Genomic DNA, 12876 nt, shown 5'->3' with positions numbered 1-12876 from the left:
CCGCTTTCTGCCGAAGGTCCGAAACCAGCTCGCGCACATACTAGTGCGAGCAAACCTCCAGCTCCCGGTAGCCGGTCAGGGCTGAATGCGGATCTGCTGCATCATGTCGTGATCGGCGTGATCGAGGTTGTGGCAGTGCCAGACGTAGCCGCGGATCTCGGGCGTCATCTCCCCCATCCCGGCCGCCATGCCCGTCCCGGTCGGCGACATGCCTTCCGCGCCAGGCGGAATCGCGATGACCGTGTCCGGGTCGAAGCCGAGTTCCTCGACGGAGGGCCATGTCACCAGCACCCGGGTGACGGTGTCGGTCGGGCACTCGACGGTGTCCTTCCACCCGGCTTCCCAGGGTGGCGGGCCCTGTTCGGGGCCGATCGTGAACCCGTCGGCCGAGGGCGCCCAGCGGGTGCCGAACGGCGGCGGATAGTTGGCGACGAAGTAGGCCGAGGTGAGGATCGGCTGGCGGCCGAGCACCCGCAGCCGGGCCAGGTGCAGATGGATGGGATGGTCGAACGGGGTGGTGTTGACGATGTCCCACTGTTCGACCGTGCCCGCCTGCGCCCTATCGATATCGGCGCTGAGGAAGGCCAGGTTGTTCAGCGACATCATGGTCGGAAAGACCGCTGCCGCACGGGAATCGTCATTCAGCCCGATCAGGGTCATGGTGCGTTTGGCGCTCGGCCGGTAGACCGGTTCGAGGACATCCGGGCGACCGGGACCGCCGCGCAGGGTGGCCGGAATATCCTGTGCCGGACCGTCTCCCGCGGCGACGAAGCGCATGATGGGCCGCAGCTCGGGAACCATGAACACGGTATTGCCGAGGTCGTTCTTGGCGGTATTGATCAGATCGACCGTGTCACCGTCCGCGAGTCCGGTGAAATCGATCAGCAGATCCACCCGCTCCCCCGGGCTCACCCGGATGGACGGCGTCGGCACCGGCCCGTTCAACAGCCCCAGGTCGCCGCCGATGGCGAACATCAACCCACCGTTGGACAGCTCGAAAATGTATGGGCGCGAATTGGATCCGTTGAGCAGCCGGAACCGGTACAGCGTGCGGCGCACCTCCAGCCGCGGCCACACCACCCCGTTCACACAGCACACGTCGCCGACCTGCCCGGATTGGTTGTAGCCCTGCGGAATATAGGTGGCCACCATGGGCTGCAGGCTGCCGTCGGCATTGAAGGTGCGATCCTGCACGATGAGCGGGATCTCGAACTCGCCGCTGGGCAGCCCGAGCGGATTGCCGTCGTCACCGGTATCGAATTCATCTCGCAGGTAATACATTCCGGCCAGCCCGGCCTGGATGTTGAGCCGGGTGATGCCCATAGCGTGATCGTGGTACCAGAGGGTGGCCGCCTCCTGCCGGTTGCCGTAGGCGAAGCTGGGCCCGCCGCCGTTGCGCCAGGCGATCAATGGATGCCCGTCCGAGTCGGGGGCGTTCGCGCCGCCGTGCAGATGCACCGTGAAGCGCGGGTCGGTGCGGTCGAGTTCGGTGACGCCGTGCATGGTGAGATCCACGTGCGGGGCCAGCACGTGCGTGCCCAGCTCGTTGCGAAAACTGATGCGCGCCACTTGATCCCGCTGCGCCTCGAGATTCGGGCCGAGCACCGGCCGCCCGAATCCCCAGCTGCGCGTCTCCGGCAGATCTCGGTGATAGCGATGCACTCCCGAGGTGGCCACCAATTCACCTGCCACCGACCGTGTTTCGATGATGGGCAGCTCGTCGACGAACGGCTCCAGCGCGGGCGAATGGTAGTTGAGCGGCGTGAACGAGGGCGCGGGTATCGGCGGAATCGGCACGGGTGGTGGCGGCAGTGGTACCGGGTCGGCGGCCGCCGCTGCCATATAGCCCATTCCCGCGAGTCCGAGGGCTCCCAGGAGGAACCCCCGCCGCGGCAGGTTCTCGTTCATCCAGTTCCCACCCCGGAACTATTCCGCTGTCAACTGGTCTATCGTTCGACGATAGCGGACATTACGGGCCCACGAATGCGAAAGCCGCGCACCGGAACCCGATGCGCGGCCGACGAATTGAACGCGGTGGGCTAGCCCAGGCGCTCGATGATGGTGACATTGGCGGTGCCGCCACCCTCGCAGATGGTGAGCAGGCCGTAGCGCCCGTTCACCCGCTCCAGCTCGTTGAGCAGGGAGGCGAACAGCTTGGCGCCGGTGGCGCCCAGCGGGTGGCCCAGCGCGATGGCGCCGCCGTTGACATTGACCTTGTCCGGGTTGGCCCCGGTCTCCTTGATCCAGGCCAGCACGACCGACGCGAACGCCTCGTTGATCTCGATGACATCCATGTCGTCGATGGTCAGGCCGGTCTTCTCCAGCGCCCACTTGGTGGCCGGGATGGGCGCGGTGAGCATGTAGATCGGGTCCGCGCCGCGCGCGCTCACGTGGTGGATGCGGGCGCGCGGGGTGAGGCCGTATTCGGCGACCGCCCAGTCGGAAGCGAGCAGGGTGGCGCTGGAGCCGTCGGAGATCTGGCTGGCCAGCGCGGCGGTGATGCGGCTGCCCTCGGCGAGCGGCTGCAGCCCGGCCATCTTCTCCAGGGTGGTCTCGCGCGGGGTCTCGTCGATCCAGAAGTCGCCGACCGGCACGATCTCGCGGTCGAACTTGCCGTCCACGATGGCCTTGCGGGCGCGGTCGTTGCTGCGCAGCGCCCACTCCTCCATGTCACGCCGGGAGATGTCCCACTTCTCGGCGATCATGGTGGCCGAATTGAACTGCGACACTTCACCGGTGCCGTAGCGGTGGTCCCAGCCCTGCGCGCCGACGAACGGCGAATCGAAGCCGTACGCCTGCCCGGCCAGCATGGCCGCCGAGATCGGGATGGCCGACATGTTCTGCACGCCGCCCGCCACGATCACCTCGGAGGTGCCGGACATGATGGCCTGCGCGCCGAAGTGGATGGCCTGCTGCGAGGAGCCGCACTGGCGGTCCACGGTGACGCCCGGCACCGACTCCGGGTAACCGGCGGCCAGCCACGCGGTGCGCGCGATGTTTCCGGCCTGCGGGCCGATGGTGTCGCAGCAGCCGAACACCACATCGTCCACGGCGGCCGGGGCGAGGTTGTTGCGCTCGATGAGGCCCTTGATCGCCGCGGCGCCGAGATCGGCGGGGTGCACGGCGGCCAGCGAACCGCCCCGCTTACCGACCGGGGTACGCACGGCGTCGATCACATACGCCTCACGCATCGGCGAGTACTGGCGGCGGGACGGTGCTGACATGGGAACTCCTACTGCTTCGTACGAGAGCTGGGATCTAAACGCTGTGTTCGGGGTTGATGAGACCGTCGAGGACGATGGTCAGGTACTGCTTGGCGAGGTTGTCCACGGTGATCCGGCCGCCGGGCTGGTACCAGCGCACCGACACCCACACGGTGTCGCGCAGGAACCGGTAGGCCAGTTCGATATCCATCTCCGGGCGGAAGCTGCCGTCGGCGACGCCGTTGGTCAGCACCTGGTACCAGAGCTCGCGGAACTCCTTGTTGTATTCGGCGATGTAGTCGAATCGCGGTGTGCCGCTGAGCCGTTTGGCCTCGGCCTGGTAGATGGCCACGGCGGCGTGGAACTGGTCGAAGGACTCGTAGGACGCGACGACGAGGGCTTCCAGCGTGTCGCGCGCGGGCAGGCCCGCGGCCACGGTCTCGCGGTAGCGGCCGAAGAGGTCGTCGAGGAACCCGCGCAGGATCTCGTCCACCATGGCTTCTTTGGAATCGAAGTGGTGGTAGAGACTCCCGGATAGAATCCCCGCCGCGTCGGCAATGTCACGAACCGTGGTGGCGCGCAGCCCCCGTTCCGCGAATAGGTTCGCGGCCAGGCCGAGCAGCTCGTTGCGACGTGCTGATTTGGAGGGGTCAGGTTGGGTCACTCCGCCAATATACAACCAAGCATTTGCTTGGTCCACCTGCCATCCGCTCAGCGCGCCGGGAAGCCCGAGCTCACCGACGCGAGTTCAGCGCACCGAGTAGCGCAGGGGTGACGAGACAGACAGATCGGCGAGTAGTCGATCGCAGATGATCACCGGGGAGATACCCGCACGAGCCATCCGGGCCACGAGGGCCAGCCGACGTTCGGGACTGTCCCACTCCACGGTCATCGGTTCCTGACCGGGTCCGGCGTCGACGGTGGCCATGACGCGGCCCGGTACGCCGTCATGGGCGGGTTCCTCGATGAGTTTGAGGACCATTCCGCGCTGCCATGCCCGGTATGTCTCCATATCCGCACCCACCACCAATTTGTCTGTGGCAGCACATAATCCCTGTGCAATGCCGTCGGCGAAGGCCAGGTGGTCGTAGCGCAGGCGGCGGCAATTGCGCACCACCTCCAAGAGGTCGGCGCGCACCTCGCAAAGCAGGGCGGTCCGTTTTCGGCGGCGCTGATCCGCCTCGGAATCCTCGAATCCACTCGCCCGGGACAAACCGAGGCGGCGCGCTCGATCGCGATCGCGAATCATGTCCCGCCGCAACGCGCCGCGCGGATCCCGTGTCACATCGGATTCGTCCACGGCGTGTTGTTCGAGGATCTGCGCCGCACGCATGGCGGTGGCGCGCTCGGAGTCGTGGTCGAGCAATTCCGCGCCCAAAGTCAGTGCGGCCAGAACGACATTGTCGACCCTGCGGCGCGCCAGTACCACCTCGCGCACCAGCTCGAGTTCCATTTCCTCGGGGGCTTGTGCTGGAACTGCCTGTTGTCTGTGATCCGGACCCATGGGTCGTGCCCTTCGACTAGCGGTACCGGCCTAAACCAGGATTGCACAGGGACACCGTGTCAGCGCCAGCCATTTTTCGCCTCGAATAAAAAAGAGACTGCCGCGCCCCCTCGGGGACGCGGCAGTCAGAAAAGCTGCGACCTTACGACACAGCTTTCTGCGCCATCCGACACAGCATTTCGCGCCGATCGAACGCACTAATTCGGTTGCGTGCGGGCGTAATCCGAATTACGCGCGCTGACTGGAAATGGAAACCACTTCGCCTGTCAGGTAGGTGGTGTAGTCGCTCGCGAGCATGGCGATGGTGGCGGCCACCTCCCACGGCTCGGCCGCGCGACCGAACGCCTCACCGGCGGCCAGGCGATCGAGCAGATCCGCGGAGGTGACCTTGTCCAGGAAGGCGTGCCGGGCGATGGACGGGGCGACCGCGTTGATGCGCACCCCGAACTCGGCGGCCTCGACCGCGCTGCACCGGGTCAGCGCCATCACGCCCGCCTTGGCGGCGGCGTAGTGGGCCTGGCCGTGCTGGGCGCGCCAGCCGAGCACGGAGGCATTGTTGACGATGACGCCGCCGTGCCCGGCCTCGCGGAAGTACGCGAGCGCCGCGCGGGTCGCGCGGAAGGTCCCGTTCAGCGTGATGTCGATGACCTTGTCCCACTGCTCGTCGGTCATGTCGACCACGGGCACCTCGCCGCCGAGACCGGCATTGTTGACCATCACGTCGATGCGGCCGAACGCGGCGACGGCACCGGCAATGAGCGCGTTGACCTGCTCGGTGGAGCTGACGTCACACGGCACGGAAGCGACTCGGCGGTCCGGGAATTCGGCCTTCAGGGCCTCCTCGGTCTCCTTCAGGCGACGCTCGTGCCAGTCGGAGATCACCACGTCCGCACCCTCGGACAGCAGGCGGCGCGCGGTGGCCGAACCGATGCCGGTGCCGGCGGCCGCGGTCACGACCGCGATCTTGCCCGCGAGCAGGTTGTGGCCGGGGGTGATTTCGGGGGCGGTGGACAGATCACTCACGGTCGAGCCTCTCGGGGAAGTCCGAGCACGCGCTCGGAGATGATATTGCGCTGCACTTCGTTCGAACCGCCGTAAATGGTGTCCGCGCGAGTGAAGAGGAACATGCGCTGCCAGGCATTGAGATCGTCACCCGGGCCGTCGGCGATGAGGCCCGGCGCGCCGAGCACGTCCATGGCCAATTCACCCAGTCCGCGATGCCAATTGGCCCACAGCAGCTTGGTCACCGACGCCTGCCCGGCGGCGGTGCGGGCATCCACGGACGCCCCGTCGTGGCCGGATTCCAGGGTGCGCAGCACATGCGCGCGCAGCACCCGCAGGCCGACCCACGCCTTGTCGAAACGGTCGGCGAGGACGGGGTTCTCGATCGCGCCGTTTTCGCGGGCCACGGCCTCGAGGTCGGCGAGCTCCCGCGCGTAGCGGATCTGCTGCCCGACCGTGGAGATGCCGCGCTCGAAGGTGAGCGTGCCCATGGCGACCTTCCAGCCGTCGCCGGGCTGTCCGACCACCAGATCGGCGGCGGTGCGGGCGTTCTCGAAGAAGACCTCGTTGAACTCCGCGGTCCCGGTGAGCTGGACGATGGGCCGCACCTCGACGCCCGGCTGCTTCATGGGAACCAGCAGGTAGGACAGGCCGTGGTGGCGGGTCGAGCCCTTCTCGGTGCGGGCGACCACGAAGCACCAGTCCGACAGGTGCGCCAGCGAGGTCCAGACCTTCTGGCCGTTGATGATCCACTCGTCGCCGTCGAGCTGGGCGGAGGTGGAGACCGCGGCCAGGTCCGAGCCCGCGCCGGGCTCCGAGTAGCCCTGGCACCACAGCTCGGTGACATTGCGGATGCCCGGCAGGAAGCGCTTCTTCTGCTCCTCGGTGCCGAAGGCGATGACCGTGGGGCCGAGCAGTTCCTCACCCAGGTGCGAGACCCGGCTGGGCGCATCGGCTTTGGCGTACTCCTCGTGGAAGATGACCTGCTGCCGCAGCGTGGCGTCGCGGCCGCCCCATTCCTTGGGCCAGCCCAGGCAGGTCAGCCCGGCGGCGGCGAGGGCGCGATCCCACTCCAGCCGTTCCTCGAAGGCTTCGTGCTCGCGGCCCGGTCCACCCAGCCCGCGCAGCTCGCGGAACTGGCCGTTCAGGTTCTCGGCCAGCCATTCCCGCACCTCGGTACGGAATGCGGCGTCCTCGGGTGGCTCAATCCCGCTGGCCGGTTCGGGGGTCTGGATCATGCTCACGTCGGTAGAGTAACCTACCAAGCACTTGCTTTGTTAGACCCATTCCCGGACAGCGAGGACGCCCCGTGACTTCTCCTCCGCAGACCACACCGCTCGCTCTGCACGAGGCCGCACACCGCTACGGTGACGCGCCCGCCGTGGGCGACGGTGCCGTGCGACTGAGCTGGTCGCAACTGCTGGACTCGGTGCGTGAGACCGCGCGTGCGCTGCTGGCGCGGGGCATCCAGCGCGGCGACCGCATCGGCATCTGGGCCCCGAACACCCATCACTGGGTGACCGCGGTGCTGGCCACCCACTATGTGGGCGCGGTCATCGTGCCGCTCAATACCCGCTACGTGGCCGCCGAGTCGGTGGATGTGCTGGCACGGGTGGAGGCCAAGGCGCTGTTCGTCGCGGGCACCTTCCTGGGCCGCGACCGGCTGGCCGAATTGCGGGCCGCCGCACCCGATCTGGGCATCACGACGACCATCGTGATTCCGGTGGAAGGGGAGACGCCCGTCGAAGACGCCGACGGTGTCATCGCGTGGTCGGACCTGGGCAAGGTGGCCGCGGCCGTGAGCCTCGAGGACGCCGTCACACGTGCGGAATCGGTGTCGCCGGACGATCTTTCGGACATCCTGTTCACCTCCGGCACCACCGGGCGCAGCAAGGGCGTGCTGATCGCGCATCACCAGGTGCTGGCCAGCGCCCGCGCCTGGGCCGACTGCGCGACGCTGAACGACACCGACCGCTACCTGGTGGTGCCGCCGTTCTTCCACAGCTTCGGCTACAAGGCGGGCATCCTGACCTCGCTGGTGACCGGGGCGACCATCGTGCCGCAGGCCGTGTTCGACGTGCGCGAGACCATGCGGCTCATCCACGACGAGCGCATCACCGTGCTGACCGGTCCGCCGACCATCCACCAGACCATCCTCGACCACCCGGAGCGCGCTGCCGCGGATCTGTCGAGCCTGCGCGTCGCGGTCACCGGCGCGGCCACCGTGCCGGTCGTGCTGATCGAAAGACTGCGCGGCGAACTGGATTTCGAGGTGGTGCTGACCGCCTACGGGCAGACCGAGTCCGGCGGCTTCGGCACCATGTGCCGACCGGAGGACTCCGCCGAGACCATCGCCAACACCTGCGGTCGCGTCATCGACGGCTTCGAGATGAAGCTGGCCGACAATGGCGAACTGCTGCTGCGCAGCGATCAGGTGATGCGCGGCTACCTCGATGATCCGCAGGCCACCGCCGCCACCATCGACCGCGACGGCTGGCTGCACACCGGCGATGTCGCCGTCATCGATGAGCGCGGCTACATGAAGGTCACCGACCGGCTCAAGGACATGTACATCTCCGGCGGCTTCAATGTGTATCCCGCCGAGATCGAACAGACCATGGCCCGGCTCGAGGGGGTCGCCGAGACCGCGGTCATCGGCGTCCCGGACGAGCGCATGGGCGAGGTCGGCAAGGTTTACGTGGTGCGTCGCGCGGGTGCGGATCTGAACGAGGACGCCGTGCGTGACTACGCCAAGACGCAGCTGGCCAACTTCAAGGTCCCCCGGTACATCGAGTTCCGGGACGAACTGCCCTACAACGCCGCCGGGAAGGTTCTCAAGCGGCAACTACGTGAGGAGAAGGCGTGAGCGCCCACGAGAGTGGAGATTCAGCCCGGGAACCGGGAGCCATTCCCGATGAGGGCGAGGTCGTCCTCTACGAGAAGCGCGGGCCGATCGCGGTTGTCACGCTGAACCGGCCGGACTACCGCAATGCGCAGAACTCGGTCATGACCTACGCGCTCGACGCCGCCTTCGTGCGGGCCGTCGAGGATCCCGAGGTCAAGGTCATCGTCTTGGCCGGTGCCGGAAAGCATTTCAGCGCGGGCCACGACATCGGCACGCCGGGACGCGATCACCACATCAAGTACGAGAACCAGGCCGCGCTGTGGTGGGACCACACCGACCGGCTCGGCGGCGATCAGCGTTTCGCCCGCGAGTCCGAGGTGTACCTCGGCATGTGCCGCCGGTGGCGGGAGATCCCCAAGCCGACCATCGCCATGGTGCAGGGCGCGTGCATCGCGGGCGCGCTGATGCTGGCCTGGTCGTGCGACATGATCGTGGCTTCCGAGGACGCGTTCTTCTCCGATCCGGTTGTCCGCATGGGTATTCCGGGCGTCGAGTACTTCGCGCACCCGTGGGTACTGGGCCCGCGCCGGGCCAAGGAGATCCTGTTCACCGGTGAACGCTTCACCGCCGCACAGGCTTACGAGTGGGGCATGCTCAATCGGGTGGTGCCGCGCGAGGAGCTGGAGACCCAGACCTTCGCGCTGGCCGAGAAGATCGCGGAGATGCCGCAGTTCGGGTTGGCGCTGACCAAGAAGGCCGTCAACCAGTGCGAGGACCTGATGGGGATGCGCGCGGGCATGGATTCCGTGTTCGGGCTGCATCACTTCGCGCACGCCCACAATGCCGAGGTGGGCGCGGACTCGCTGGGCGGGATGACCGCCAAATCCATGAAGGCTGCGGCCACAGACAAGAACGGGGCCGAGTAGTGGATCTCGAATTCGACGCCAAGACAGAGGAATTCCGCGCCGAGGTGCGGGCGTTCCTGGCGGCCAATGTGCCCGCCGAACCGCTGCCCTCTATGGACACCAAGGAAGGGTTCGAGGCGCATCGGGCGTGGGAGGGCAAGCTGGCCGAGGCCCGGCTGTCCTGTGTCGCCTGGCCCGCCGAGTACGGCGGCCGCGACGCCTCGCTGACCGAATGGGTCATCTTCGAGGAGGAGTACTACGCCGCGGGCGCGCCCGGGCGGGTCTCGCAGAACGGCATCTTCCTGCTCGCGCCCACCCTGTTCGAGCACGGCTCCCCCGAGCAGCTCGCGCGCATCCTGCCGAGAATGGCACGCGCGGACGACATCTGGGCGCAGGCGTGGTCCGAGCCGGAGGCCGGTTCCGATCTGGCGGGCATTCGCTCCACCGCCAAGCGCACCGAGGGCGGCTGGCTGCTCAACGGTCAGAAGACCTGGAGTTCGCGGGCCTCGTTCGCGGACTGGGGTTTCGGCCTGTTCCGCAGCGACCCGGAGGCCGAGCGGCACCGCGGCCTCACCTATCTGATGTTCCCGCTCACCGCGGAAGGCATTACGGTGCGACCGATTCCGCAGCTGGACGGCGAGCCGGGCTTCGCGGAGATCTTCCTGGACAACGTGTTCGTGCCGGACGCCGACGTGATCGGCGAGGCCAACAACGGCTGGAAGGTCGCCATGGCGACCTCGAGCAACGAGCGCGGCCTGTCGCTGCGCGCGCCGGGCCGGTTCACCGCCACCGCCGCCAAGCTGATCGAGCTGTGGCGGGGCGCGGCCGACGAGTCCGACACCGCTGCCGCCGACCGCGTGGTCGATGCGTGGGTGGGCGCGGAGGCGTACCGCCTCAACACCTGGGCCACCGTGACCCGTCTGGCCGACGGCGGTCAGCTGGGCGCGGAATCCTCGGTGAACAAGGTGTTCTGGTCGGATCTGGACATCGCCATGCACGAGACCGCCCTGGATCTGCACGGTGCGGCCGCGGAGCAGGAGTCGGCCTGGACCGACGGTTACCTGTTCTCGCTGGCGGGCCCGATCTACGCCGGTACCAACGAGATTCAGCGCAATATCATCGCCGAACGCCTGCTCGGCCTGCCGCGATAGCCACAGGGAGGACGACGACATGCGATTCGCATTGACCGCAGAACAGAACGATTTCGCCGCCAGCCTGCGCAAGATGAGCGAGGCCGCCAAGACGCCCGGTGTCGTCCGGGCCTGGGGCACCGGCGATTCCGCCGCGGGGCGCGCACTGATCGGCCAGCTGGCCGAGGCGGGCGCACTGGGGCTGACCGTCACCGAGGAGAACGGCGGGTTCGGTGCGGGCCCGGTCGAGATGATCGTGGCCTTCACCGAGATCGGCCGGGCCGCCGTGCCGGGTCCGCTGGTGGAGACCGCCGCCGCGATTCCCGCACTGCTGCAGGCGCTTCCGGATTCGGCGCTCGCCGCCGAGCGGCTGCCGGAGCTGGCCGAGGGCGCGAAGCTGGGCACGCTGGCCGTGACCGCTGCCGCCGGGGCCAACGCGGGCCGGTCCGCGGGTGCGGCCACCGCGTTGGACGCCGACATCGCCGACCTGGTGCTGATCGCCGAGGGCGACCGGGTCGCGCTCGGCACCGCGGGTGACCTGGTGACCTCGGTGGACGCGGCCCGCCGCCTGTTCACCGTGACCGCGGGCGAGACCCTGGCCGAAGGCGAAGGTGTCGCCGCGGCCATCGATCTGGCCTTCGACACCGCCGCCCTGGCCGCGGCAGCGCAGCTGCTCGGCGCAGGCCGGGCGCTGGTGGACACCAGCGTCGAGTACGTCAAGCAGCGCCAGCAGTTCGGCACCCCGATCGGCCGCAACCAGGCCATCAAGCACCACCTCGCCAACGCTCACATCGGCCTGGAAATGGCGCTGCCCCTGCTCTACCGGGCCGCGCTCACCCTGGAGTCGAACGCGGACAGCGAGACTCGCGGCCGCGACATCTCCGCCGCCAAGCTGGCCTGCGGCGAGGCCGCCTACCAGGCCGCCCGCATCGCCCTGCAGGTGCACGGCGCGATCGGCTACACCGCCGAATGCGACCTGTCGCTGTGGCTGACCAAGGTCACCGCGCTGCGCTCGGCCTGGGGCACCCCCGCCCAGCACCGCGCCCGCATCGCCACCGCTCTGCGCGCCGGAAACGTCGCATGAGTGGCGACTCGAATCACTTCTACGACAGGGGAGCGAAGGCATGAGCCTCACTGCCGAACAGCAGGAACTCGTCACGACCGTGCGCGCGGTGCTGACCAAGCACGGCGACAGTGCGGCCATGCGGCGCGGGCTGGAGAGCGCGCGCGGGTACGACGAACAGCTCTGGTCGCTGCTGTGCGAGCAGGTCGGCGTTGCGGCGCTGGCGATTCCGGAGGAGTTCGGCGGGGTCGGGGTCGGCCTGGTCGAATCCCTGCTCGTGGTCGAGGAACTCGGGCGCACGCTGTCGGCGCCGCCCATGCTCGGGTCGGCCGTGCTGGGTGTGCAGGCGCTGCTGCTGGCCGGGAACACCGAGGCCAACGAGCGGCTGCTGCCCGAGGTCGCCGAGGGCACGCGGACGCTGGCGCTGTGCTGGGCCGGGGCGCGCGGCTGGGACTCCTTCGGGGTCATCCCTTCGGGCGAAACCATCTCCGGCTCTGCGCATTACGTCCTCGACGGCGTGCATGCAGACACCCTGCTGGTGCTGACCGAGGCGGGCCTGTTCGAGGTGGACGGCGATGCCGCGGGCGTCACCCGCACCGCGGTCGTCACCCAGGATCCGACCCGCAAGCTGGCGCGGATCGACTTCGACGCGGTCGCGGCGCGGTCGCTCGGTACGCTCGATGTCACCCGGTTGCGTGAAATCGCCTGGGCGGCAGTGGTCGCCGAGCAGCTCGGCGCGGCCGAGCAGTGCCTCGACATGACCGTCGAGTACTCCAAGTCGCGCGTGCAGTTCGGTCGGCCGATCGGCAGCTTCCAGGCGCTCAAGCACCGCATGGCCGACATGTACGTGCTGGTGGAGTCGACCCGTTCGATCGCCTACCTGGCCATCGCCGGCCTCGCCGACGGTGCGATCGACCCGATCGACATCCAGGCCGCCCGCCTGCACGCCATCGACACCTTCAACTCGGTGGTGTCGGAAACCGTCCAGATGCACGGCGGCATCGCCATCACCTGGGAACACGACGCCCACCTGTTCTTCAAGCGCGCCCACGCCGATGCCCAGCTCTTCGGCACGCCCGCACGACCCCTGGCCCGCCCGGCTTAGCTCCGGTCCCGTTCGCCGCAGGATCCCAACAACGCCCGGGCTGGGATCGGAGCCGCAGCCCCGATCCTGGCCTGAGTCGTTACCTTCAGGCTGGCAGACTTGATCGCGGCATTCGTGGC

General features: G+C 68.2%; 11 protein-coding genes. 5 read left to right on the top strand and 6 right to left on the bottom strand.

The window, feature by feature from the left end:
• Nucleotides 1-75: 75 nt before the first annotated feature.
• From ACYVN4_RS17750 to ACYVN4_RS17725, 6 genes are all read right to left on the bottom strand, one after another.
• Nucleotides 76-1908, bottom strand: a complete 1833-nt coding sequence (locus ACYVN4_RS17750) for a multicopper oxidase family protein (RefSeq protein WP_460722342.1) — start codon at nt 1906-1908, stop codon at nt 76-78.
• Between the two features lie 131 nt (nt 1909-2039).
• On the bottom strand, nt 2040-3191 hold the full coding sequence (locus tag ACYVN4_RS17745) for an acetyl-CoA C-acetyltransferase (RefSeq protein WP_460722738.1): 1152 nt from the start codon (nt 3189-3191) through the stop codon (nt 2040-2042).
• Nucleotides 3192-3258: 67 nt separating this feature from the next.
• Nucleotides 3259-3867 (bottom strand): TetR/AcrR family transcriptional regulator, encoded by a 609-nt coding sequence (locus tag ACYVN4_RS17740; RefSeq protein WP_460722340.1) that lies wholly within the window; start codon nt 3865-3867, stop codon nt 3259-3261.
• Between the two features lie 84 nt (nt 3868-3951).
• On the bottom strand, nt 3952-4656 hold the full coding sequence (locus tag ACYVN4_RS17735) for a hypothetical protein (RefSeq protein ID WP_460722338.1): 705 nt from the start codon (nt 4654-4656) through the stop codon (nt 3952-3954).
• A 279-nt stretch (nt 4657-4935) separates the two neighbouring features.
• Nucleotides 4936-5730 (bottom strand): SDR family oxidoreductase, encoded by a 795-nt coding sequence (locus tag ACYVN4_RS17730; RefSeq protein WP_460722336.1) that lies wholly within the window; start codon nt 5728-5730, stop codon nt 4936-4938.
• A complete protein-coding gene (locus ACYVN4_RS17725; protein ID WP_460722736.1) occupies nt 5727-6947 on the bottom strand; it encodes an acyl-CoA dehydrogenase family protein in 1221 nt (406 codons plus the stop codon). The genes ACYVN4_RS17730 and ACYVN4_RS17725 overlap by 4 nt, the downstream gene beginning before the upstream one ends.
• 71 nt (nt 6948-7018) lie before the next feature.
• Here ACYVN4_RS17725 and ACYVN4_RS17720 point away from each other — a divergent pair, with 71 nt between their 5' ends.
• Genes ACYVN4_RS17720 through ACYVN4_RS17700 form a run of 5 tightly spaced genes read left to right on the top strand, consistent with a single transcriptional unit; the run spans nt 7019 to nt 12757 of the window.
• Nucleotides 7019-8575: a FadD3 family acyl-CoA ligase gene (locus ACYVN4_RS17720; RefSeq protein ID WP_460722334.1), complete on the top strand. Its 1557-nt coding sequence runs from the start codon at nt 7019-7021 to the stop codon at nt 8573-8575.
• On the top strand, nt 8572-9480 hold the full coding sequence (locus ACYVN4_RS17715; RefSeq protein ID WP_460722332.1) for an enoyl-CoA hydratase: 909 nt from the start codon (nt 8572-8574) through the stop codon (nt 9478-9480). Before ACYVN4_RS17720 ends, ACYVN4_RS17715 begins: the two co-directional genes overlap by 4 nt.
• Complete coding sequence (locus ACYVN4_RS17710) at nt 9480-10610, top strand: acyl-CoA dehydrogenase family protein (RefSeq protein ID WP_460722330.1); 1131 nt, start codon at nt 9480-9482, stop codon at nt 10608-10610. Before ACYVN4_RS17715 ends, ACYVN4_RS17710 begins: the two co-directional genes overlap by 1 nt.
• Before the next feature lie 19 nt (nt 10611-10629).
• Nucleotides 10630-11673, top strand: a complete 1044-nt coding sequence (locus tag ACYVN4_RS17705; protein WP_460722328.1) for an acyl-CoA dehydrogenase family protein — start codon at nt 10630-10632, stop codon at nt 11671-11673.
• 40 nt (nt 11674-11713) lie between these two features.
• Nucleotides 11714-12757 carry an acyl-CoA dehydrogenase family protein gene (locus tag ACYVN4_RS17700; protein WP_460722326.1) on the top strand — a complete coding sequence of 348 codons (1044 nt, stop codon included), beginning with the start codon at nt 11714-11716 and terminating at the stop codon, nt 12755-12757.
• Nucleotides 12758-12876 lie beyond the last annotated feature (119 nt).

Source organism: Nocardia heshunensis (assembly GCF_054782115.1).
The sequence above is the reverse complement of the archived record's forward strand: the minus strand, read 5'-3'. Positions and strand labels throughout refer to the sequence as shown.

Coding starts and splice junctions, on each gene's coding strand:
- ACYVN4_RS17750 (WP_460722342.1), bottom strand. CDS start 1,908: ATGAACGAGAACCTGCCGCGGCGGGGGTTCCTCCTGGGAGCCCTCGGA.
- ACYVN4_RS17745 (WP_460722738.1), bottom strand. CDS start 3,191: ATGCGTGAGGCGTATGTGATCGACGCCGTGCGTACCCCGGTCGGTAAG.
- ACYVN4_RS17735 (WP_460722338.1), bottom strand. CDS start 4,656: ATGGAACTCGAGCTGGTGCGCGAGGTGGTACTGGCGCGCCGCAGGGTC.
- ACYVN4_RS17725 (WP_460722736.1), bottom strand. CDS start 6,947: ATGATCCAGACCCCCGAACCGGCCAGCGGGATTGAGCCACCCGAGGAC.
- ACYVN4_RS17705 (WP_460722328.1), top strand. CDS start 10,630: ATGCGATTCGCATTGACCGCAGAACAGAACGATTTCGCCGCCAGCCTG.
- ACYVN4_RS17700 (WP_460722326.1), top strand. CDS start 11,714: ATGAGCCTCACTGCCGAACAGCAGGAACTCGTCACGACCGTGCGCGCG.